Source organism: uncultured Alistipes sp. (genome assembly GCF_910580175.1).
Taxonomy (GTDB): Bacteria; Bacteroidota; Bacteroidia; order Bacteroidales; family Rikenellaceae; genus Alistipes.
In genome coordinates, this window is sequence record NZ_CAJTXD010000006.1 from 93353 (window position 1) to 114193 (window position 20841).

The 20841-nt window shown below is 60.6% G+C and carries 17 protein-coding genes; 9 read left to right on the forward strand and 8 right to left on the reverse strand.

What is annotated here, in order from left to right; genetic code table 11:
* Positions 1 to 828: a glutaminyl-peptide cyclotransferase gene (locus QZ298_RS07955; RefSeq protein ID WP_296007976.1), complete on the reverse strand. Its 828-nt coding sequence runs from the start codon at positions 826 to 828 to the stop codon at positions 1 to 3.
* Between the two features lie 146 nt (positions 829 to 974).
* On the opposite strand from QZ298_RS07955, the gene QZ298_RS07960 reads away from it, so the two are divergent.
* From QZ298_RS07960 to trmB, 8 genes are all read left to right on the forward strand, one after another.
* On the forward strand, positions 975 to 2300 hold the full coding sequence (locus QZ298_RS07960; RefSeq protein ID WP_296007760.1) for a trigger factor: 1326 nt from the start codon (positions 975 to 977) through the stop codon (positions 2298 to 2300).
* Positions 2301 to 2469: 169 nt separating this feature from the next.
* Positions 2470 to 3141, forward strand: a complete 672-nt coding sequence (gene clpP, locus QZ298_RS07965; RefSeq protein ID WP_296007763.1) for an ATP-dependent Clp endopeptidase proteolytic subunit ClpP — start codon at positions 2470 to 2472, stop codon at positions 3139 to 3141.
* Positions 3138 to 4412: an ATP-dependent Clp protease ATP-binding subunit ClpX gene (clpX, locus tag QZ298_RS07970; protein ID WP_296007766.1), complete on the forward strand. Its 1275-nt coding sequence runs from the start codon at positions 3138 to 3140 to the stop codon at positions 4410 to 4412. The genes clpP and clpX overlap by 4 nt, the downstream gene beginning before the upstream one ends.
* A gap of 146 nt (positions 4413 to 4558) precedes the next feature.
* Entirely contained in the window at positions 4559 to 6592 is a 2034-nt protein-coding gene (locus QZ298_RS07975) for a transketolase (protein WP_296007768.1), read from the forward strand.
* 441 nt (positions 6593 to 7033) lie between these two features.
* Positions 7034 to 8416 (forward strand): MATE family efflux transporter, encoded by a 1383-nt coding sequence (locus QZ298_RS07980; protein ID WP_296007770.1) that lies wholly within the window; start codon positions 7034 to 7036, stop codon positions 8414 to 8416.
* Positions 8417 to 8602: 186 nt separating this feature from the next.
* Positions 8603 to 10153 (forward strand): regulatory iron-sulfur-containing complex subunit RicT, encoded by a 1551-nt coding sequence (gene ricT / locus QZ298_RS07985; protein ID WP_296007772.1) that lies wholly within the window; start codon positions 8603 to 8605, stop codon positions 10151 to 10153.
* A 78-nt stretch (positions 10154 to 10231) separates the two neighbouring features.
* The gene (locus QZ298_RS07990; RefSeq protein ID WP_296007774.1) at positions 10232 to 10663 is read left to right on the forward strand and encodes a hypothetical protein; all 432 of its coding nucleotides are present in this window, start codon (positions 10232 to 10234) and stop codon (positions 10661 to 10663) included.
* Position 10664: 1 nt separating this feature from the next.
* Positions 10665 to 11411 carry a tRNA (guanosine(46)-N7)-methyltransferase TrmB gene (gene trmB, locus QZ298_RS07995; protein ID WP_296007776.1) on the forward strand — a complete coding sequence of 249 codons (747 nt, stop codon included), beginning with the start codon at positions 10665 to 10667 and terminating at the stop codon, positions 11409 to 11411.
* A 189-nt stretch (positions 11412 to 11600) separates the two neighbouring features.
* Here trmB and QZ298_RS08000 read toward each other — a convergent pair whose 3' ends face one another.
* Complete coding sequence (locus QZ298_RS08000) at positions 11601 to 12674, reverse strand: alkaline phosphatase (protein ID WP_296007778.1); 1074 nt, start codon at positions 12672 to 12674, stop codon at positions 11601 to 11603.
* Between the two features lie 174 nt (positions 12675 to 12848).
* On the opposite strand from QZ298_RS08000, the gene ung reads away from it, so the two are divergent.
* A complete protein-coding gene (ung, locus tag QZ298_RS08005) occupies positions 12849 to 13511 on the forward strand; it encodes a uracil-DNA glycosylase (RefSeq protein WP_296007780.1) in 663 nt (220 codons plus the stop codon).
* Positions 13512 to 13868: 357 nt separating this feature from the next.
* Here ung and QZ298_RS08010 read toward each other — a convergent pair whose 3' ends face one another.
* The 6 genes from QZ298_RS08010 to QZ298_RS08035 all read right to left on the reverse strand — a co-directional run bounded on the left by QZ298_RS08010 (position 13869) and on the right by QZ298_RS08035 (position 20836).
* Positions 13869 to 14300 carry an ATPase gene (locus QZ298_RS08010; RefSeq protein WP_296007978.1) on the reverse strand — a complete coding sequence of 144 codons (432 nt, stop codon included), beginning with the start codon at positions 14298 to 14300 and terminating at the stop codon, positions 13869 to 13871.
* A 105-nt stretch (positions 14301 to 14405) separates the two neighbouring features.
* Positions 14406 to 16289 carry a V-type ATP synthase subunit I gene (locus QZ298_RS08015; protein ID WP_296007784.1) on the reverse strand — a complete coding sequence of 628 codons (1884 nt, stop codon included), beginning with the start codon at positions 16287 to 16289 and terminating at the stop codon, positions 14406 to 14408.
* An 8-nt stretch (positions 16290 to 16297) separates the two neighbouring features.
* Positions 16298 to 16906 carry a V-type ATP synthase subunit D gene (locus QZ298_RS08020; protein ID WP_296007787.1) on the reverse strand — a complete coding sequence of 203 codons (609 nt, stop codon included), beginning with the start codon at positions 16904 to 16906 and terminating at the stop codon, positions 16298 to 16300.
* Between the two features lie 6 nt (positions 16907 to 16912).
* Positions 16913 to 18232: a V-type ATP synthase subunit B gene (locus tag QZ298_RS08025; protein WP_296007790.1), complete on the reverse strand. Its 1320-nt coding sequence runs from the start codon at positions 18230 to 18232 to the stop codon at positions 16913 to 16915.
* A gap of 3 nt (positions 18233 to 18235) precedes the next feature.
* Positions 18236 to 19990 carry a V-type ATP synthase subunit A gene (locus QZ298_RS08030; RefSeq protein ID WP_296007792.1) on the reverse strand — a complete coding sequence of 585 codons (1755 nt, stop codon included), beginning with the start codon at positions 19988 to 19990 and terminating at the stop codon, positions 18236 to 18238.
* A gap of 12 nt (positions 19991 to 20002) precedes the next feature.
* Complete coding sequence (locus tag QZ298_RS08035; RefSeq protein ID WP_296007797.1) at positions 20003 to 20836, reverse strand: DUF2764 family protein; 834 nt, start codon at positions 20834 to 20836, stop codon at positions 20003 to 20005.
* Between the last annotated feature and the right edge of the window lie 5 nt (positions 20837 to 20841).

Below are 20841 nucleotides of genomic sequence, written 5' to 3' on the forward strand. Positions count from 1 at the left end.
TTATTTGCGGATGATTTCGATTTCGAAGAGCTTGCTCCAGTTCTTGCCCGTCACGAAAATGCGCTTCCCCTCCGCATCGTAGGCTATGCCGTTGAGCACGTCGGTCGTCGGCCGCACCTCCCTGGCGGGCAGGATGCCCGTGAGGTCGACCACCCCCTCGACGATCCCCGCAGCGGGGTCGATGATGACGATCTGCTGCGTAGTGTAGACGTTGGCCCATATCTTGCCCTCGATCCACTCCAGTTCGTTGAGGTAGTTGACCGGCTCGCCCTGGTAAGTTACCGTCACGCGTTTCTCGCGCCGGAAAGTAGCCGGATCGACCGTAAAAATCTTCGCCGTGCCGTCGGACATGTAGAGCTTCTGCCCGTCGGTAGTCAGCCCCCAACCCTCGCCAGGATAGCGGAAGTCTTTGATTTTTTTCATCTTGTGCTTCACGTCGTACACGTGACACGTGTTCGACAGCCACGTCAGCTGGTAGAGCTTGCCGTCGAGCAGCGCGATGCCCTCGCCGAACTCCGAACGCGGCAGCCGCACGACCGTCTCGCTCCGTCCGGTCGTCAGGTCGGTCTTCCGCACGACCGACTGGCCGTACTGCCCGGTGCCTTCCCACAACGTGCCGTCGGCATACTGCAAACCCTGCGTATAGGCATCGCGGGGATGGTCGTACGCCGCCTTGACGCGATAGGTATATTCCACCGGCTCCACGGCCGCAGCCTGCTGCGCTGCGCCATCGCCCGCACCGCCGTCCGAAGCGGCGCTGCCGGCAGAACGTCCGCCGCAGGCGACCAGCCACGCGACCGAAAGCATCAATATCATTCTTGTCTTCACGAACATATCTATAAATATTGTACAAAGGTACGAATAATTGCGCAATTTTTCATTTTGAATGTTGCATTTTTAATCCGAATATTCGTACCTTTGTCGTCCGATTCCGCAATTCGAACGAGAGAGAAAATAAATAGAACCCATTCATTATGAAAATCGTAAGAGAACAACGCGAGGAGAACAACTCCCTGCTGCGCGTGACGATCGAAGAGAACGACTACGCCCAGGAGGTCGAAAAGGCGCTGCGCGACTACCGCCGCAAGGCCAACATCCCCGGCTTCCGCCCCGGCATGGTGCCCATGGGCATCGTCAAGAAGATGTACGGCAAGGGCGTGCTGGCCGAGCAGTCGTACCGGCTGGCGTCGAACGCCGCCTTCGACTACCTCCAGAAAGAGAAGATCGACTACTTAGGCGATGTGATCCCTTCGGAGGAGCAGGGCGACTTCGACTTCGAGAACGGCAAGGAGTTCGAATTCGTGTTCGAAATCGGCGAGGCGCCCGCCATCGCGCTCGACCTCTCGGAGAAAGACAAGATGACCTACCACCGCATCAAGGTCGACAAGAAGATGCACGACGACTACCGCTCGAACTTCCTGCGCCGCTTCGGCCGCCTGGTCGACACGGAGAAGGTTACCGCCGACGAGGCGCTGGGCGTGACGCTGGACAACGGCGAGATGAACGTCGCCGATGCCTACGTAGGGCTGATCTCCATGTCGGAGGAGGAGCGCAAGCCGTTCATCGGCAAGAAGGTGGGCGACAAGATGCAGGTCGACATCAACGACCTCTACAAGAACCCCTCGCAGCGCGCCGCGGTGCTCCAGGTCAAGCAGAACGAATTGGAGGGCATCAAACCCGAATTCTCGCTCGAAATTACCAAAATCCGCAAGTTCGCCGAACCCGAGTTGAACGAAGAGTTCTTCAAGATGGCGTTCCCCGGAGGCAACGTGACCTCGGAAGCCGAGCTGGACAAGTTCGTCGACGAGGAGATCGGCAAGGAGCTGGCCCGCGAGAGCGACTACCTCTTCACGCTCCAGCTGCGCGACTACCTCGTCAAGAAAGCCGCGCTGAAGATGCCCGAGGCGTTCCTCAAACGCTGGCTCTACACCATCAACGAGGGCAAGTTCTCGATGGAGGAGATCGAAAAGGATTTCGACCAGTTCCTGAAGATGTTTACCTGGAACTACCTCCAGAAGCATTTCGTACAGACGGAGAACATCTCCGTATCGAAGGACGAGGCCACGGCCGAAGCCAAGGCGCTGGCCGCCGCACAATTCGCCCAGTACGGCATGCCCTCGGCACCCGACGACATGCTGGCCGGCTACGCCGAGAAGATTCTCGCCGACAAGGATCAGGGACAGAAAATCTACGAGAAGCTCTACGAAGTGAAGGTCGTGGAAGCCGTCAAGCAGAAGATCAAAGTGACGGAAAAGGCCGTTTCTGCCGACGATTTCGCCAAATTGGCCAAGGAGCTTTAGTTTTCGGCGGAAAATCCGTACCTTTGGGACTTTGCAGGCGTGATGTTTGCAAAGTCCTTTTTATGAAAGGCCGACGGGAAGGCTCCGGAGCGCAGATCCCGGGCCGGCACGGAGACGCAGGCAGCAGCGCCTGCGGGACGATTATAAATTTTGTGCATTCATACAAATTATGTCCGAATTCGAAAAATACGCCCGCGGGAAATGCGGGATCAGCTCGCTGAAACTCCACGACTTCCAGTCCGTCAGCGCCTCCTACGTGTCGCCCACGATCATCGAGGAGCGCCAGTTGAACGTGGCCACGATGGATGTCTTCTCGCGCCTGATGATGGACCGCATCATCTTCTTGGGCGCGCCCATCTACGACGACGCAGCCAACATCATCCAGGCGCAGCTGCTCTTTCTGGAGTCGGTCGACCCCGAAAAAGACATTCAGATCTACATCAATTCGCCCGGCGGATCGGTTTCGGCCGGCCTGGGCATCTACGACACCATGCAGCTCGTGGCCCCCGACGTGGCGACCATCTGCACGGGACTGGCCGCCTCGATGGGCGCCGTGCTGCTGACCGCCGGCGCATCGGGAAAACGCTCGGCCCTGCCTCACTCGCGGGTAATGATCCACCAGCCGCTGGGCGGCGCCCAAGGACAGGCTTCCGACATCGAAATCACGGCCCGCGAGATCATGAAGACCAAACGCGAACTCTACGAAATCCTGGCCGCCCATTCAGGCGTGACGGTCAAGAAGATCGAGCGGGACGCCGACCGCGACTACTGGCTCTCGGCCTGCGAAGCCCGCGACTACGGCCTGATCGACGAAGTGCTTACCAAACGCGAGAAACAATGACGCAGAACCGCAACAACAACCGCCGCAACGGCAACGACCCGAACGACTGCTGCTCCTTTTGCGGCGCCCGCCGCGACGACGTGGAACTGATGTTCCAGGGCATGAACGGCGCCAACATCTGCAACGAATGTATCGAACGGGGACACACGATGCTGCTGGAAAACGCCGCACTGGCCAGCAGACGCGCCGCCGACGCATCGCTGAGCAAGGACGACCTGCTGAAACCCGCGCAGATCAAGGATTTCCTCGATCAATATGTCATCGGTCAGGACGCCGCCAAACGCTACCTGTCCGTGGCGGTCTACAACCACTATAAACGACTGCTCCACACCTCCAAAGAGAGCGACGTCGAAATCGACAAGTCGAACATCGTGCTCGTCGGCCCCACGGGCACGGGCAAAACGCTCATGGCCCGCACGATCGCCCGTCTGCTGAAAGTACCCTTCACGATCGTCGACGCCACGGTGCTTACCGAGGCCGGCTACGTGGGCGAGGATGTCGAGAGCATCCTCTCGCGGCTTTTGCAGGTGGCCGACTACAATGTCGAACTGGCCGAGCGCGGCATCGTCTTCATCGACGAGATCGACAAGATCGCCCGCAAGGGCGACAACCCCTCCATTACCCGCGACGTCTCGGGCGAGGGCGTACAGCAGGCGCTGCTCAAGTTGTTGGAAGGCACCATAGTGAACGTGCCGCCCCAGGGCGGGCGCAAGCACCCCGACCAGAAGTTCATCCAGGTCGACACGCGCAACATCCTCTTCATCTGCGGCGGCGCGTTCGACGGCATCGAACGCAAGATCGCCCAGCGGCTCAACACCCGCGCTGTGGGCTACGGCCGGGCCGAAGGGGCCAGGATCGACCGCAACGACCTGATGAAATACATCGCTCCGCAAGACCTCAAATCGTTCGGGCTGATTCCCGAACTGGTGGGGCGCCTGCCGGTGCTTACCTACATGCAGCCGCTGGGCCGCGAAGCCCTGCGCCGCATCCTTACCGAGCCGAAGAACGCCATCGTCCGGCAATACGAACGGCTGTTCGAGCTGGACGGCGTGAAGCTGGCTTTCGACGACGCAGCCCTGGACTACATCGTCGGCAAGGCCGTGGAGTTCAAGCTGGGCGCCCGCGGCCTGCGGTCGATCTGCGAAGCAGTGATGATGGACGCCATGTTCGACCTGCCCTCGGGCGACACGCGCAAATTCGTCGTCACGGAACCTTATGCGGCAGAAAAATTCGAGCGAACGAATATTTGTTCCTTCAAACAAGTCGGATAATCGAAGATTTTCTTATCTTTGCATAAATAAAGGCTCCCGGCAAGGTTCGAACCCGTTCGGCGGCGTCCCAAGCCCCGATCGCTTCGCAGTCGGGAGAAGCCCGGCAAGAAAATCCGGATCATCCGAAACTTAACTTTACACACGATATGTCTACGAATTCCAAACTGACGCGCGTTGCCGACAATATCCGCATCCTCTCGGCCTCGATGGTCGAAAAAGCGAAGTCCGGACACCCGGGCGGCGCCATGGGCGGCGCCGATTTCGTTGCGGTGCTCTACTCCGAGTTCCTGCGTTACGATCCCGACAAGATGGACTACCCCCATCGCGACCGGTTCTTCCTCGACCCGGGCCACATGTCGCCGATGCTCTACTCCACGCTGGCGCTCGCCGGCCTCTATTCGGCCGAGGAGTTGCAGTCGCTGCGCCAATGGGACAGCGTCACGCCCGGACACCCCGAAGTAGACATCATGCGCGGCGTAGAAAACACCTCCGGCCCGCTGGGGCAGGGCCACGCCATGGCGTTGGGCGCCGCGATCGCCGAACGGTTCATGGCGGCGCGCTTCGGCGAATGGATGGAGCACAAGACCTACGCCTACATCTCCGACGGCGGCATCGAGGAGGAGATTTCGCAGGGCGTGGGCCGCATCGCAGGACATCTGGGTCTCTCGAACTTCATCATGTACTACGATTCGAACAACATCCAGCTCTCGACCAAGGTCGAGGAGGTCGACACGGAAAACGTGGCCCAGAAATACGAGGCCTGGGGCTGGAACGTGCTTTCGATCGACGGCCACGACATCGACCAGATTCGCCAGGCGCTTACCGCGGCCAACGCCGAGACCGAACGGCCGACGATCATCATCGGCCGCACCATCATGGGCAAGGGCGCCACGACGGCCGACGGCAAGAGCTACGAGGATCAGGTGTCGACCCACGGGCAGCCGCTGACGGCCGCCGGTGCCGACCTGGACGCCACGATCAAGAATCTGGGCGGCGACCCCGAACATCCGTTCGCATTCTTCGAGGAGAGCCGCGAGGTCTTCGCATGCCGCCGCGCCGAACTCAAGGCATGGGCCGAAGAACGCGCCAAGGTCGAGAAAACCTGGCGTCAGGAGCATAAAGACCTGGCCCGCAAACTCGACCGCTTCCTCTCGGGCGAACTGCCCAAGATCGACTACAAGGCCGTAGACATGAAAGCCGATGTGGCCACCCGTGCCGCTTCGGCCACCGTGCTGGGCGTCTATGCCGAGAAGATCGAGAACATGATCGTGGCTTCGGCCGACCTCTCCAACTCGGACAAGACCGACGGCTTCCTCAAGAAGACCAAAGCATTCGCCAAGGGCGATTTCTCGGGCAAGTTCTTCCAGGCCGGAGTCTCGGAGCTGACGATGGCCTGCGTAATGAACGGCATGGCGCTGCACGGCGGCGTGATTCCGGCCTGCGGCACGTTCTTCGTCTTCTCCGACTACATGAAACCCGCCGTGCGGCTCTCGGCGCTGATGCGCCTGCACGTGATCTATATCTGGACGCACGACTCGTTCCGCGTGGGCGAAGACGGGCCGACGCACCAGCCCGTGGAACACGAGGCGCAGATCCGTCTGATGGAGCACCTGAAAAACCACCACGGCGAACGCTCGATGGTCGTGCTGCGCCCTGCCGACGGCGAAGAGACCCTGATGGCGTGGAAAACGGCCGTCGAAGAACACCGTCCCGTGGCGCTGATCCTCTCGCGCCAGAACATCAAGAACCTGCCCACGCTGGGACGCGCCCGCCGCGAAGAAGCCGCGCAGGTCTCCAAGGGCGGCTATGTAGTGATGGACGCCGCCAAACCGGCCGCCGTACTCGTAGCCACGGGTTCGGAAGTCGCCACGCTGGTCGAGGGCGCCGAGTTGCTGGCACAGGAGGGCATCGCTGTACGCGTGGTCAACGTGCCGAGCGAAGGCCTGTTCCGCGACCAGCCCAAGTCCTACCAAGAGAGCGTCCTGCCCTCGGGCATCGTGCGCTACGGCCTGACCTCGGGTCTGCCGGTAAACCTGCTCGGACTGGTCGGCGAATCGGGCATGATCCACGGTCTCGACCACTTCGGATTCTCGGCTCCCTACAAGGTGCTCGACGAAAAGTTCGGCTACAACGGTGTGACCGTAGCCGCGGAAGTGAAGAAACTGCTGAGAAAAAAATAACGGACGGGACGACCGACCGATCGGGAAGTAGAAACACTCAAGACACCTGTCTGCTCTCCATGTCGGAATAAACGGGTCGGTCGAATGATCGGGTCTCCGCGCCCGCCTTTCAAGAAAAGAACCGCACCTGCTGCGAAATGGCAGCAGATGCGGTTTTGCATTTTACATACGGGAGAAGCACGCACCTACGATTCCGGACATCCATCCCTCCGGCTCCAAACACCGCACCTGCGATTCCGAACATCCATCCATCCCTCCGACTCCAAACACCGCACCTGCGATTCCGGACATCCATCCCTCCGGCTCCAAACACCGCACCTGCGATTCCGGCCCCCTATTTCGGGTACCTTTCCCCCGATTTCGGACGTCTGCGCATTTTGCGGGTTCGAATTCGCTCTTTTTTTGTGCGAATAGGAATAATACGTTACCTTTGCCCTCCGTATGCTCTATAATTTCATCAAATACAAGGATCAGTACAAGGCCAACCTCAAGTTGGCGCTGCCCGTCGTGCTCACGCAGCTGGGGCAGATTCTCACACAGGTGGCCGACAACCTGATGGTAGGCCGCTACGGCGGCGACGACCCGCTGCCGCTGGCCGCCGTGTCGTTCGGCGGTTCGGTCTTCTTCATCCTCTGCATCACGGCCATCGGCGTGGCGCTGGGCATGACGCCGCTGGTGGGCGAGCTGTTCGTGCAGGGCGACCGCAAACGTTCGGCCTCGCTGCTGCAAAACGGCATCCTGTTCTACACGCTCCTGGGTCTGGGCATGGCAGCCATACAATATGCCGCCGCACCGCTGCTCTACCACCTCGGACAGCCGGCCGAAGTGGTCGACATGGCCCTGCCCTACTACCGGATGCTCATTTACAGCATGCCGCTGATGATGCTTTTCTTCGCGTTCAAACAATTCCTTGAGGGCGTGGGAAATACGAGAGTCGAAATGGTTGTGACGATCATAGCCAACCTCGCCAACATCGGCTTCAACTGGGTCTTCATCTACGGCCGCTGGGGACTTCCCGAGATGGGCGCCGAGGGTGCCGGTCTGGGAACACTGCTCTCCCGCACGATCGCACCGATCCTGATGATCGGCTACTTCATCAACCGGTCGAAATACCGCGCCTACCTGGAGGGATTCTCGCCCCGCAACTACTCGTGGGCCACGGTGCGGCAGCTGTTGCGCATGGGCCTGCCCATCGCGCTGCAAATGTTCCTCGAATCGTCGGCGTTCGTAGGCACCAGCGTGATGATGGGGTGGTTCGGCACGCAGGCCATCAGCGCCAACCAGATCGCCATCACGTTGGGCAACTGCGCTTTCATGATCGTGATGTCGATCGGCGCCGCCACCACGATCCGCATATCGCACTGCTACGGTTCCCGCAACACGGCCGAACTGTCGCTGGCGGCCAAGGCGTCGTACCATCTGGTGCTCGCCTGGAACGCCTTCGCAGCCCTGGTCTTCATCACGCTTCGCCATTGGATTCCGACGCTCTTTACCTCCAATGCCGAGGTAATCGCCATAACTTCCGACCTGCTGATCTTCGCCGCGCTCTACCAACTCTCGGACGGCTTGCAGAACGTCTCCGTAGGCATTCTGCGCGGCTTGCAAGACGTGAAGATCATCATGCCCATCGCTTTCGTCTCCTACTGGCTGCTCAACCTGCCGGTCGGCTACCTCTTCGGCTTTACCCTCGGCATGGGGCCGTCGGGGCTGTTCCTCGGCTTCTCGTTCGGTCTTTCGATGGCGGCGCTGCTGATGATCGCACGACTGCGGCGCAACATCCGGAAAATGAAAGGAGAAACGCCCGGCGAAGCGCCTCTGGCCTGAAGCCGGCAAATGCGTCATCGGCAAACCCTGCAACGGCTCGAATCCGGCCGGCGGCACTATATTTCGCCTCGCTCTTTTTTCGCCTTTCGCTTTTTTTGCATATCTTTGTAGAAGATAAACTTCGCGGCACCCCTCCGAATCTCCCGGTGCCGCTTCGGTTTTATTCTTTACGCAAAATATTGTCGCATGGAATCCGAGAAACAGCATACTTGCAAGTTCCGCTCCGAAATAGGCCGCGGCTGCTCCTTCTGCAACGAGGGCGCCGAAGTCGAAGCCCGCCCCTGCGGCGGCTGCACCAAACTGCACGAAACCGACTGGCTGGCCCCCTATCCCGACAACGTGCCGACCGATATCTTCGAAGTCCGCTTCAAGAACACGCGCCGCTCGTTCTACCAGAATGTCAACAACCTCCCGCTCAAGGAGGGCGACATCGTGGCCGTCGAGGCGTCGCCCGGCCACGACATCGGCATCATCTCGCTCTCGGGCGACATGGTGGCCCGGCAGATACGCCGCACAGGCTTCACGCCTTACAACGGCGAATACAAAAAGATCTACCGCAAGGCCCAGCCCTACGACATCGAACGCTGGCAGGAAGCCATCGCCCTGGAGCACGAAACGATGATCGCCTCGCGCCAGATCGCCGCCGAAATGGGACTCAACATGAAGATCGGCGACGTCGAATATCAGGGCGACAAGATCAAGGCGATCTTCTACTACATCGCTGACGAACGCGTCGACTTCCGCGAACTCATCAAAGTCTTCGCCGAGCGCTTCCGCATCCGCATCGAAATGAAGCAGATCGGTGCGCGCCAGGAGGCGGGCCGCATCGGCGGCATCGGAGCCTGCGGCCGCGAGCTGTGTTGCACGTCGTGGATTTCGAACTTCACGAGCGTGACCACAGGGGCCGCCCGCGCGCAGGAAATATCGCTCAATCCGCAGAAGCTGGCCGGGCAATGCTCGAAGCTCAAGTGCTGCATGATGTACGAGTACGACACCTATGTCGACGCCCGCAAGGAGTTCCCGCGGCTGCGCGAGCCGCTGCAAACCATCGACGGCGAATGGTTCTTCGTCAAGAACGATGTGCTGGCCGGCACGATGACTTTCTCCTCGTCGAAGGAGACGCTGGCCAACCTGACCGTGCTGCCCGTCGCCCGGGTCAAGGAGATCATGGAGTTGAACCGCGCCGGCAAGAAAGTCGACCGATTGCAGCATGCCGACGACCTGCCCGAGGCACCCGAGGAACCCACCTACCGCTCGGGGTCAGACGAAGACAGCATCACGCGCTTCGACAAGACCAAGCGCCGCAAGCGCGGCCGCAACAACCGGGGCGGCGAACGCAGCGAGCGGCAGCAAAGCCGCCAACAAAGCGCCCCGGAGCCGACGTCGAAATCCGCCGCGCCGCATGCCGATGCGGCAGCAGGCGAACACCCGCAAAACCGCTCCGAACACCGTTCGCGGCGTCCGGAACGGCTGCACGGCAACCATAACAACGGCTCCCAACGCGGCAATCGGGAAGCCCAGGGCAACCAGCCGGCACGCAACGGCCAGGAAAGCCGACTCAACGAGACACCCCGCCATGCCGAACAGCAACCCAACGGCGAAGCGCGCCGCAACGACCGCCATCGCCACCGCGGCAACCGCCGTCCGGGCAACAATGGAGAGGCTCGCGGCAACGGAGAAAACCGAAGTAACAGAGAAAACCGAAGTAACGACGAGAACCGGGGCGGCAACAACTGACGGCAACAACCGCACCGGCAGCAGCCCCCCCACTGACAACAACGGATATTGCCGCCTCATACTTCCGACAGCCATCCCATGCGGAAACTAACGACCATAGCGCTTCTCGGTACCGCCCTGTTGTTCGGCGCCTGCGGCACGCCGCATCGGGCGGCGGTCGTCGACGTCGATCCGTCGGAATGGACCGGCACCGCCGAAATCGTGGTGGAGAACACCGATACGCTGTCGCCCTGCGACATCGCAGTGTTTCTGCGCTACGACGAACAATTCGTCGACGACACCCTCACGCTCTGCATCGACGTATTCACGCCCGACTCGCTCCGCAGCCGGGAGTGGCTCCGCATGACGATGACACGGCCCCGCAAGCCCGCGGCGCTCCGCCGCCAGGCGGTCGCCGAATACCGCAAGCAGGCGATCCTGCCGCGCAGCGGCGACTACCGGTTCGTCGTCGGCCCTGTCCGCCCGGTCGAAGGCATCGAAGCGGTGGGCGTGCACATAAAGAAACGATAAGATGGGAAAAGACAAACTCCGCCGATTCCGCGAGAACCTCGGCTTCGCCTGCTTCCTGCAACCCGAATTCGACCAGGTGTTCCGCCGCGACCACCCCATCAAGGGGCATTGGAACCGCGACTTCTTCCGCAACGACCGGCCCATCGTACTTGAACTGGGCTGCGGCAAGGGCGAATACACCTTGGCGCTGGCCGAACGCGACCCCTCGCGCAACTACATCGGCATCGACATCAAGGGAGCGCGGATGTGGCGCGGCGCGAAGACCGCCACCGAACGCGCAATGACCAACGTGGGATTCCTGCGCACCCGCATAGAGTTTCTGGCCGGGCTGTTCGCCGAAAACGAAGTTTCCGAAATCTGGATCACGTTTCCCGACCCGCAACTCAAAAGCCGACGGGCCAAGAAACGGCTGACCTCGCCCTGGTTTCTGGAACTCTATGCCCGCATGCTGCGGCCCGACGGGCATATCCATCTGAAAACCGACTCGCAGCATCTTTACGGCTACACCAACGAAGCGATCCGCCGCTACGGCCTGCCGTGCGAAATCTCGAACTCCGACATCTACGGCACGGAGCTGGCCGACGAGGTGCTCTCCGTGAAGACGGCCTACGAACAACGCTTCCTCGGCATGGGCCTGCCGATTACCTACACGCGCTTCGCCCTCGGCGGCCGCCGCGACTTCGAATGGTTCGACTGGGAGGAAGATGAAAAACTCGAAAAGGACAACGAAGCGGCGCGCCAACAATAAAACTATACGGAGCCGTTGTTGCCGCTCTTCGGATCATGATCCCGCCCTCTGCAAAATACCCCTGCCGCCTTGTGCAACAGGGGTAATATTATGAAACGGAGGTATTTTCGGCGCCGCCATACCAGACGATCGTACCATAGCGTACATTGCATCGGATTATTTTTCGATCCTCCCGTTCGATTCGTCGGGCTATTCTCCGATCATCCGTTTGATCTGCCGGGCCAATTCGGTGTTGTCCATCAAACCGCGGATGCGGTCGGCGCCCGTTCCATACAGGTAGACCGGCACGATCGATGCCGTATGCCCGCCGCTCGAAAAACGGGGTTCCACACCCGACTCGGGCAGCGTGAAGTCGGAATTGCCGCTGGGCAAGGTCAGACCGCCGGTCTCATGGTCGGCCGTGACGACCACCAAGGTACCCGGATGCGCATCGGCGAAATCCATCGCGACGGATACCGCCTGCTCGAAATCGCGCATCTCGCCGAGCACACCCCCGGCATCGTTGCCGTGACAGAACATATCGATCTGCGAACCCTCGACCATCAAGAAGAAACCCCGTTCCGACCCGTCGGCCAGCAACTCCAAGGCCTTGCGTACGGCCCGGGGCAGCAAATCGCCGCGCTCCGCCGCACAGGGCAGATGCTTGTCTGCCACAGCCGCCAGCACGGGCAGCGCCGACAGGGTGTCGAGCATCGCCGACGACTGCGCAACCCGATAGCCCTTGTCGCGGAACGCATCGAACCACGTGCCGCCGCCGGGCAGCGAATCGGCGAGCATCCGTCGTCCGCCGCCGATCAACAGATCGATGTCGGAAGCCAACATATCGCAGACAATGCTCGGCATATCATTGCGATCGGCAACATGGGCATAGAATGCAGCTGGCGTAGCGTGGAACAAGTGGCTGGTAACTACCAGTCCGGTGCGCATACCCTGCTGCCGCGCGCATTCGGCCAGCGACTCCAGCCGCATGCCGGCCGTATCGATCCCCAAGGCCGCATTGTTGGTCTTCGAACCGGTGCTGAGCGCCGTGCCGGCGGCTGCCGAATCGGTCACACGGTTGTTGGCCGAACGGGTAGCGATGAGCGCCACACCCTCGGCCCGGTCGAACGCGGTCGGCGCATAATCCTCGGCGATCTGCAAGAGAGAGACCTGCGCCAGACCCATGCCATCGCCGATCATGTAAATCACGTTATGCACCTCGTTCTCCGTCTTGGGCGCGCATGCTCCCAACAAGCACAATCCGAACAAAAAAAACCTTTTCATACGAACACAAAAAATAAAGAGTTTCCGAAAACGCCGTCCGACACCCCGTCCTTGGCCGGAGCCAAGCCGAGACCCCCCGCAAAGGCGCCCGGAAGAGGTGTTTGTCTGTTAAAAATATATATTTTTCTGCAAACTTTTTATTATTTTTACAAAAAATTTAGTCCTGCTGAAACCATGGATGTGAAGATCGCCGCCGACTGGAAAGAACTCCTGGCACCGGAATTCGAAAAACCCTATTTTACCGCTCTGACGCAGTTCGTGCGGCAGGAATATGCAGCCCGCCGCATCTATCCGCGCGGCAGCAACATCTTCCGGGCGTTCGACAAATGCCCGTTCGACCAGCTCAAGGTGGTCATCATCGGCCAAGACCCCTACCACGGCCCCGGGCAGGCCAACGGGCTGTGCTTCTCAGTAGGCGACGGCGTGCCGTTTCCGCCCTCGCTGCAAAACATCTTCAAGGAAGTGTCCGACGACACGGGCACGGCCATACCCGCCACGGGCAACCTCGACCGCTGGGCGGAACAAGGCGTGCTGCTGCTCAACGCTGTGCTGACCGTGAGGGCGCACGAAGCGGCTTCGCATGCGGGGCACGGCTGGGAGACCTTTACCGATGCAGTGGTGCGGGCGATCAACGAACGCAAACAAGGCATCGTCTACATGCTCTGGGGCAGCTACGCCCAAAAGAAAGGCGCGATCGCCGACCCGCAGCGCAACTGCATCCTCAAAGCCGTACACCCCTCGCCGCTCTCGGTCTACCGGGGATTCTTCGGCTGCCGCCACTTCTCGCGCGCGAACGAATACCTCCGCTCGATCGGCAAGGAACCGATAAACTGGTAAAAAGAGGATCATTAGGCCCCCTCGCACCGTTCTAAAATCGGGCAAGACTCGGGAGTGGATTTCCTGGAGTTGCTGAATCGGGCGTAGTCTCGGTCACTCCACCTTCTCCTCCATTTCAGGCCCCGATCCGCACTGCGCCCGATCGGCCGGATGCAATGGCCGCAACATCGGCCGCACGTACGAAGAACTGCTTTTCGAGATTCTGCAAATTGGGCCGAAACGACTCCGCTTCCCCGAAGCCGGGCAACAAAGGGCTTCCCGCAACTCCCGAACACACAAATTACCCCTGCCACACTGAATGGCAGGGGTAATCCTTGTCCGCGAGAGCCGCCGGGCGGCTCCGCTGCGGCCACCTATCTACCGCACGATGTTGGCGATAAGGAACGTAGCGGCCACGGTAAGGATGGCATAAAGCTCGGGGAAAGCGGCGAGGATCAGCGTCTTACCCATCACATCATGACCGTTGCCGATCGCGGCGATACCGTTGGCGCAAACCTTGCCTTGGAAGATCGCAGCGGCCAGGTTGACGATGCCCACCAGGATGCCGGCGCCCAAGACGGCTGCGGCCTGCACCATCGAGGGGTTCTGCAAGAAACCCTGCACCATGAAGAAGCAGACGAAGCCGTAGAGACCCTGCGAACCGGGCAGAGCCGAAAGAATCATGTAGCTACCGAACGCGCCGTTGTTCTTCTTCATGGCGCCGACGGCCGCCTGGCCGCAGATCGAAGTACCCACGGCAGAAGCGATACCTGCCAGACCTACCATCAGAGCCACGCCCACGTAGGCCATTACCAAAGCTGTTGTTTCCATAATCGAATGAATTTTTATTTGTTGTTGAATTTTCGTTTTTATCCGGATGTCCGGCTGTCATGCGCAGCAAGGCACCCTTGTCTTTTATTTTTCCATTTTTCTCAACGGCTCGAAGTTGCGCGTAGCCATTTCGAAGCCGGCGTTCTTGTAGAACTCCACGAATGTCAGACGCATCGGGTGGACGAACGACGAGATGGTCGACATGAAGAGGTTGATGCCGTGGCCGATCAGCAGGATCGGCAGCATGATGAGAATCCGCACAACGATGTGGGCGCCCTCAGGCACGAAGCCCTCGGCCAGCGAATTGAAGACCAGCGCCAGCACACCGCCCGACAATCCGATGGCGAACAAGCGGATGTAGGAGAGCACGTCGCTCAACAGGCCGGTAATGTTGTTATAAAGGTTCCACACACCGGAGCCGAGGTTGAGCAGCGGATTGCGCCCGGGCGTATTGAAGAACAACATCAACACGGCGCCGATCCCCAACACGACATAGAACGCCACGGACGAGGTGCCGAACCCGGGGATGACCCATGCAGGATTGAGCATCGGGAGTCCGCCGGCAACGGATGCGGCCAGCAACATGATGAACCACCCCATCGTACCCAGCGAATAGCGCACGCCGAAGGTGCGGGCCGTGACGCAGATGCTGATGAGCATGCCGAACAGAATCTGCACCATGCCGATGGCCAGGGCGATGGAGAAGAACCGGTTCTGGAAGTCGAAGAAGCGGAACAACGGTTCGCCGTCGGCTTTCAACGGCACCCACTCCTGCATGTTCACCCCGAAGAACGAACCGCAGAACAACCCGAAAAGGATCGTTGCGGCGGCGCACATCGTGGCGAACCATGCGGCCTGACGCATCATGCCGGGCTTGCGGTTCTTGCGGAGCAGCCACAAACCCATGGCCAGCAAGATCAGACCGTAGCCCGCATCGTTGAGACAGATGCCGAAGAACAGCATATAGAACGGGGCGAAGAACGGCGTGAGGTCGATCGTGCCGTAGCGGGGCCGGGCGTACATGTCGCCCACCAACTCGAAGATGCGGGCGAACCACCCGTTCTTGAGCTTGACCGGCGTATTGTCCTCGGGCGTGGGGTCGCTCTTGATATAGACCACGTTGGGATACTCCTCCAACAACGCGTCGACCTGGGCGGAACGCTCCGTCTCGGCCCATCCCTCCATGACGACCAGCATGCCGTCGGCGGCCTGCCGGGCCGTGGCCTCGACCTTGAGGCCCTGCAACCGCTCCTTGAGCGAAGCGACGTAGGAAACCAACAACGGACACGAGGCGGCGGCACGTGCGAAGTCGCCATCGAGCGTCTCCAGTTTGGCCTGCTCGGCGGCAATGGCCGCTTCGGCCTGGCGGATGTCCATCTGCGGCGCCTTCATCTCCTGTGCATCGAGGTTTACCTCCTGCCCGGGAGCTGCAATGACGACGAACCACACCATCGCATCGGTGCGACCGATCTCGGAAATCGTATACTGCTCCGACCATTCGGCCGACGCCTTGTCGTAGGTGTTGCGCTGGGCGGAGAAATAACGCAACACGACCCCCTCGTCGGCGAGCTTCTGCACCCGGGAAACATCGAAATCGCCCCACGGACGCAGTTCGTCGGCGCTCTTTTCGAGCCGCGCGATCTCGGCCTTGGCCGCGGCGGCCTCGCGCTGGGCACGCAGATAATGCTCGAACGCCTCCCGACCGGACGCATAGGGCACGACTTGGGCGGCCCCTCCGGCAACACGAGACGCAACGTCCCCTTTCTGCCCGGCTTTCTCGCGCTCCTCCGTCCATGCCTTGAGGAATTCGAGCGCCTTGTTGCCGGCCTCGATATCGAGGAGCAGCTGACGGTCTTCCTCGGACGGCTCCCAACCGGAGACGGTAATATCGACCAGTCCCAGCTCGCGCAACTTTTCTATGAAATCGCCGCTCTGCGCCGCGAAGAGCACAAAGTCGTATTTCGACATTCTTGCTATCATAACGTGGCGCCCTCCCCGGCTTGCTGTTGTTTGGTTTTCACGATCTTCTGTGCCGACTTGGAGAGGTTCTCCTCGTCTTCCATGAAACGCTTGATCTTACGTATAGCGTCCTCGTAGCCGGGTATCTGCACCTTCTCGTACAAGTTTACCTTCTGCGTAGTCTTGCGCCGGGCGTAGTCCAGAAGCTCCATCTTACGATCGTAGACCTCGAACTCCAGGGCCAGCCGCGCGAGTTTTTTGAGCACCTCCACGCCGTCGGCGAACCAGACAGGCGCCGAGAAAAGGTCGTAGGGCTTCTCCTCGAACTTCACGTCCTGCAACACGGGCGTACGCACGCCGGCGATCTTCTGGGTCGTCAGCTCGACGTCGGCGATGCGCACCAAGCCGTCGTCGAACTCGCCCCAGAGCGCCGCCATATAGTCGTACTCGGCCTTCAGGGCGTCGAGCCGACGGCGGTAGTCCGCAGCGGAATCCTTCGCCTTCTTGACCTCGGAACGCAGGGCCGACTCCTTGCTTTTGATGGTCGGGAGCGCCTTCTGCCGCATCTTGAGCTGCTTGCCGAGTTCGCCGAGCGAAGTTTTGTTATATTGAAACTTGATAGCCATAGGCCGCTATGCTTTCCAGTATTTCTTAATAAGCTCCTCCTTGATGGCCACCTCCTCGCGCGAGAAGTACTCGGCGAAAAGCTCCCATGCAGTATCGAGCATGCGGGTAATGTCGATATTGACATCGATGGCCAGCAGCTTCTCGGAGTAATCGTGGGCGAACTTCAGGGTACGCTCGTCGTAGTCCGAGAGGTCGAAGCCGTTTTCGAGCTTGGTCTTGGCATTGGCCGCGTCGGCGTAGAGACGCACGCAGGCGTTCATCACTTGCGGATGATCCTCGCGGGTCTTCTTGCCGATGACCAGCTGCTTGAGACGCGACAGCGAACGGAACGGGTCGACGATGACCTTGCCCGTGTCGGAGTCGTTGCGCAGGAACAACTGGCCCTCCGTGATGTAACCTGTGTTGTCGGGAATGGCGTGAGTGATGTCGCCGCCCGAGAGGGTCGTCACAGCGATGATGGTAATCGAACCGCCGTTGGGCAGCTGCACGGCCTTCTCGTAGATCTTGGCCAGGTCGGAATAGAGCGAACCGGGCATCGAGTCCTTGGAGGGGATCTGGTCCATGCGGTTCGACACGATGGCCAGCGCATCGGCGTAGAGCGTCATGTCGGTAAGCAGCACCAGCACCTTCTCGCCCTTGTCCACGGCGAAGTACTCGGCGGCCGTCAGCGCCATGTCGGGCACCAGAAGACGCTCGACGGGCGGGTTCTCGGTGGTGTTGACGAACGAGACGATGCGGTCGAGGGCGCCGGCGTTCTCGAAGACCGACTTGAAGTAGAGGAAGTCGTCGTTCGTCAGACCCATGCCGCCCAAGATGATCTTGTCGGCCTTGGCGCGCAGGGCCACGTTGGCCATCACGGCGTTGTAGGGCTGGTCGGGGTCGGCGAAGAACGGAATCTTCTGTCCTGTGACGATCGTATTGTTCAAGTCGATGCCGGCGATGCCCGTGGCGATCAGCTCCGAAGGCTGGAGACGCTTGAAGGGGTTGACCGTCGGGCCGCCGATCTCGCGGGCTTCGCCCTCGACGGCCTCGCCGCCCTCCAGAGGTTCGCCGTAGGCGTTGAAGAAGCGGCCGGCGAGGTTATCCGACACCTTGAGCTTGGGCGGCTCGCCGTGGAAGATCACTTCCGAATCGGTGGCGATGCCCTCCGTGCCGGCGAAGACCTGCAAGGTAACGTTCTCGCCCATAATCTTCACTACCTGCGCGAGCTTGCCGCCCACGGTGGCCAGCTCGTCATTGCCGACGCCCGAGGCGCGGAGCGTGACGGTGGCCTTGGTAATGTTGTCGATCTTGGTATATATTTTCTGAAATGCGCGTGTTGTCATGGCTTATTCGGTTTTAGCAAGCACATACTGCTCGATCTGCTTCTTGTAATCGTTGAACTTCTCCGACTGCCACTGGGAGTAGTTCATCTGGCGGAAGAGGTTGATGAGTCCCTTGAAGAACTGCGAACACTCCTCGAAGTCGGCGAACGGGAAATCCTTGCGGCAGATGTCGAGCACCATTTCGTACATCATCTTCTGACGCTCGATCGGACAGTTGGCGTCGATGTCGTCGAAAGCGTCCTGCTGGAGAATCACGAAGTCGATCAGCTCCGACTTCCAGAACCGCTCGTGGTACTCCACGGGCACGCCGTCGTCGCCCAGGATGTTGATCTGGTCGTTGGCCTCCTTACCGCGCTGCACGATGGTCTTGCCGGCGTAGACCTTCTCGACCCACCCTTTCTCGATGTGCTCGTCCAGGTAGTCGCTGATCTCGGGATACTCCAGGTACTTGGAGTAGGATTCCAACGGATCGATGGCCGGGTAGCGCTTCGAGTCGGCACGGCCCTGCGAGAGAGCGTAGAAGCAGCGCGCAGCCTTCTTGGTCGATTCGGTGACCGGCTCCTTGAGGTTGCCGCCTGCGGGCGACACGGTGCCGAGGAACGTCACGGAACCGGTCTCGCCGTTGTTGAGCTTTACCAAACCGGCACGCGAGTAAAAATTCGAAATGATGGCCGACAAGTCCATCGGGAAAGCGTCCTGGCCGGGCAGCTCCTCCAGACGGTTGGACATCTCGCGCAGCGCCTGCGCCCAACGCGACGTCGAGTCGGCCATCACGAGCACCTTCAGACCCATGGCGCGGTAGTACTCGCCGATGGTCATGCCGGTGTAGACCGACGCTTCGCGCGCGGCGACGGGCATGTTGGAGGTGTTGCAGATGATGATCGTGCGCTCCATGAGCTTGTGGCCCGTGCGGGGGTCGACCAGTTCGGGGAACTCCTTGAAGATTTCGACCACCTCGTTGGCGCGCTCGCCGCAGGCCACCATGATGATGACGTCGGCATCGGCCTGCTTCGAAATAGCATGCTGGAGCACCGTCTTGCCGGCGCCGAACGGCCCGGGAATGAAACCCGTACCGCCCTCGGCCATGGGATTGAACGTGTCGATGGCGCGCACGCCGGTCTCCATGACGCGGGCGGGACGGGGTTTTTCAGCATAGCAGCGCACGGCCTGCTTGACAGGCCATTTCTGCACCATGGTAATATTGTGGTCGCGGCCCTCGGCGTCGGTAACGACGGCTACGGTGTCCGTTACCTTGTAACTGCCGGCTGCGGCGACGCTCTTGACCGTATAGGTGCCGCCCATCGTGAACGGCACCATGATCTTGTGGGTAAGCCACTGCTCCTTGACCTCGCCCAGCCACGACGCGGCCGACACCTTGTCGCCGGCCTGGGCCAGGGGCTTGAACTCCCACTGCGCCTCGAAATCGAGGGGGTCGGTAATCGACCCGCGGGCGATGAACAGACCGTCCATCTTTTCGAGGTCGTTCTGCAAACCGTCGTAGTTGCGCGACAGCAGACCCGGAGCGAGCGTGGCTTCGAGCATGTGCCCCTCGAACTCCACGCGGTCGCCGATTTTCAGCCCGCGGGTGCTGTCGAATACCTGTACGTAGGCGGCGTCGCCCACGACCTTGATGACCTCGGCCATCATCTTCGTATCGCCGGTATAGACGTAACATATCTCGTTCTGCCCGACGGGGCCGTCGGCCTTGACGATGACGATGTTCGAAATGATACCGCTTACACGTCCTGTTGTTTTCATTCCTTATATGTCTTATTGTTTTTCTATCATTTCCTTGCCGTCCAGCTCGGCCAGCAGGCGGGCGAACATCTCGCGGCCGCGCGCGGGGTCGAGCAGCGTCCAGCGGGCCACGATGTTGACCCGCACCAGATAGGAAAGTACGGCATTGATGTCGAAGTAGTCGAACGTAGCCAGGTCGAGCGCTTCGTTCCAGCGGATCAGGTCGATCTTGCGCTCTTTCTCGACGAGGTTCTGCTCCTCGCCCACGGCGGCGATTACCGCGTCGATGTAGCCCAGTTCGCCGCGCAGACCGAAGTCGGCGGCCGAGCTGCGCTGCAACTGATCGACCACGTCGCCCCCGCCGACGGTCACCTCCTCGACGGGACGTCCGGCGGCCCGGGCCGTCACAGCGGCAGTCAGGTTGCGCAGGTTGCGGTCGAAGACGGCCCACTGGCGCAGGAAGCGGCAGCCCTTGCGGGCGCAAAGCTCATAATAGGCCGCAAAAAGCGACTTCTCGAAGCGCTGCGCCGTATCCACCGTCTCGGCATCCTCGCCCTCGGGATCGGCATAGGCGCGCACCACGCGGGCCAGCTCCTCGGGCAGGCGGACGGGATGTTTCAACTCCTCGGCCAGCTCCTCCCGCGAGAAATTGCCCAGCGGACTGAACGCCCGGCGTCCGGCCCGCAGAGCGACCAGATTCTCGCAATCGTAATAGGCGTCGAGCAGCCGCACCTGCCGCGCATCGCGTTCAGTAAGCGCCTCGAACACCTCCTCGACGATGGCCCGCACATCGAAACCCTTGGCATCGGCATCGAGCGCATACTCGCGGAGTCCGGCAACGAGCGTATAATAGTTGGTCGCGAACATGACGT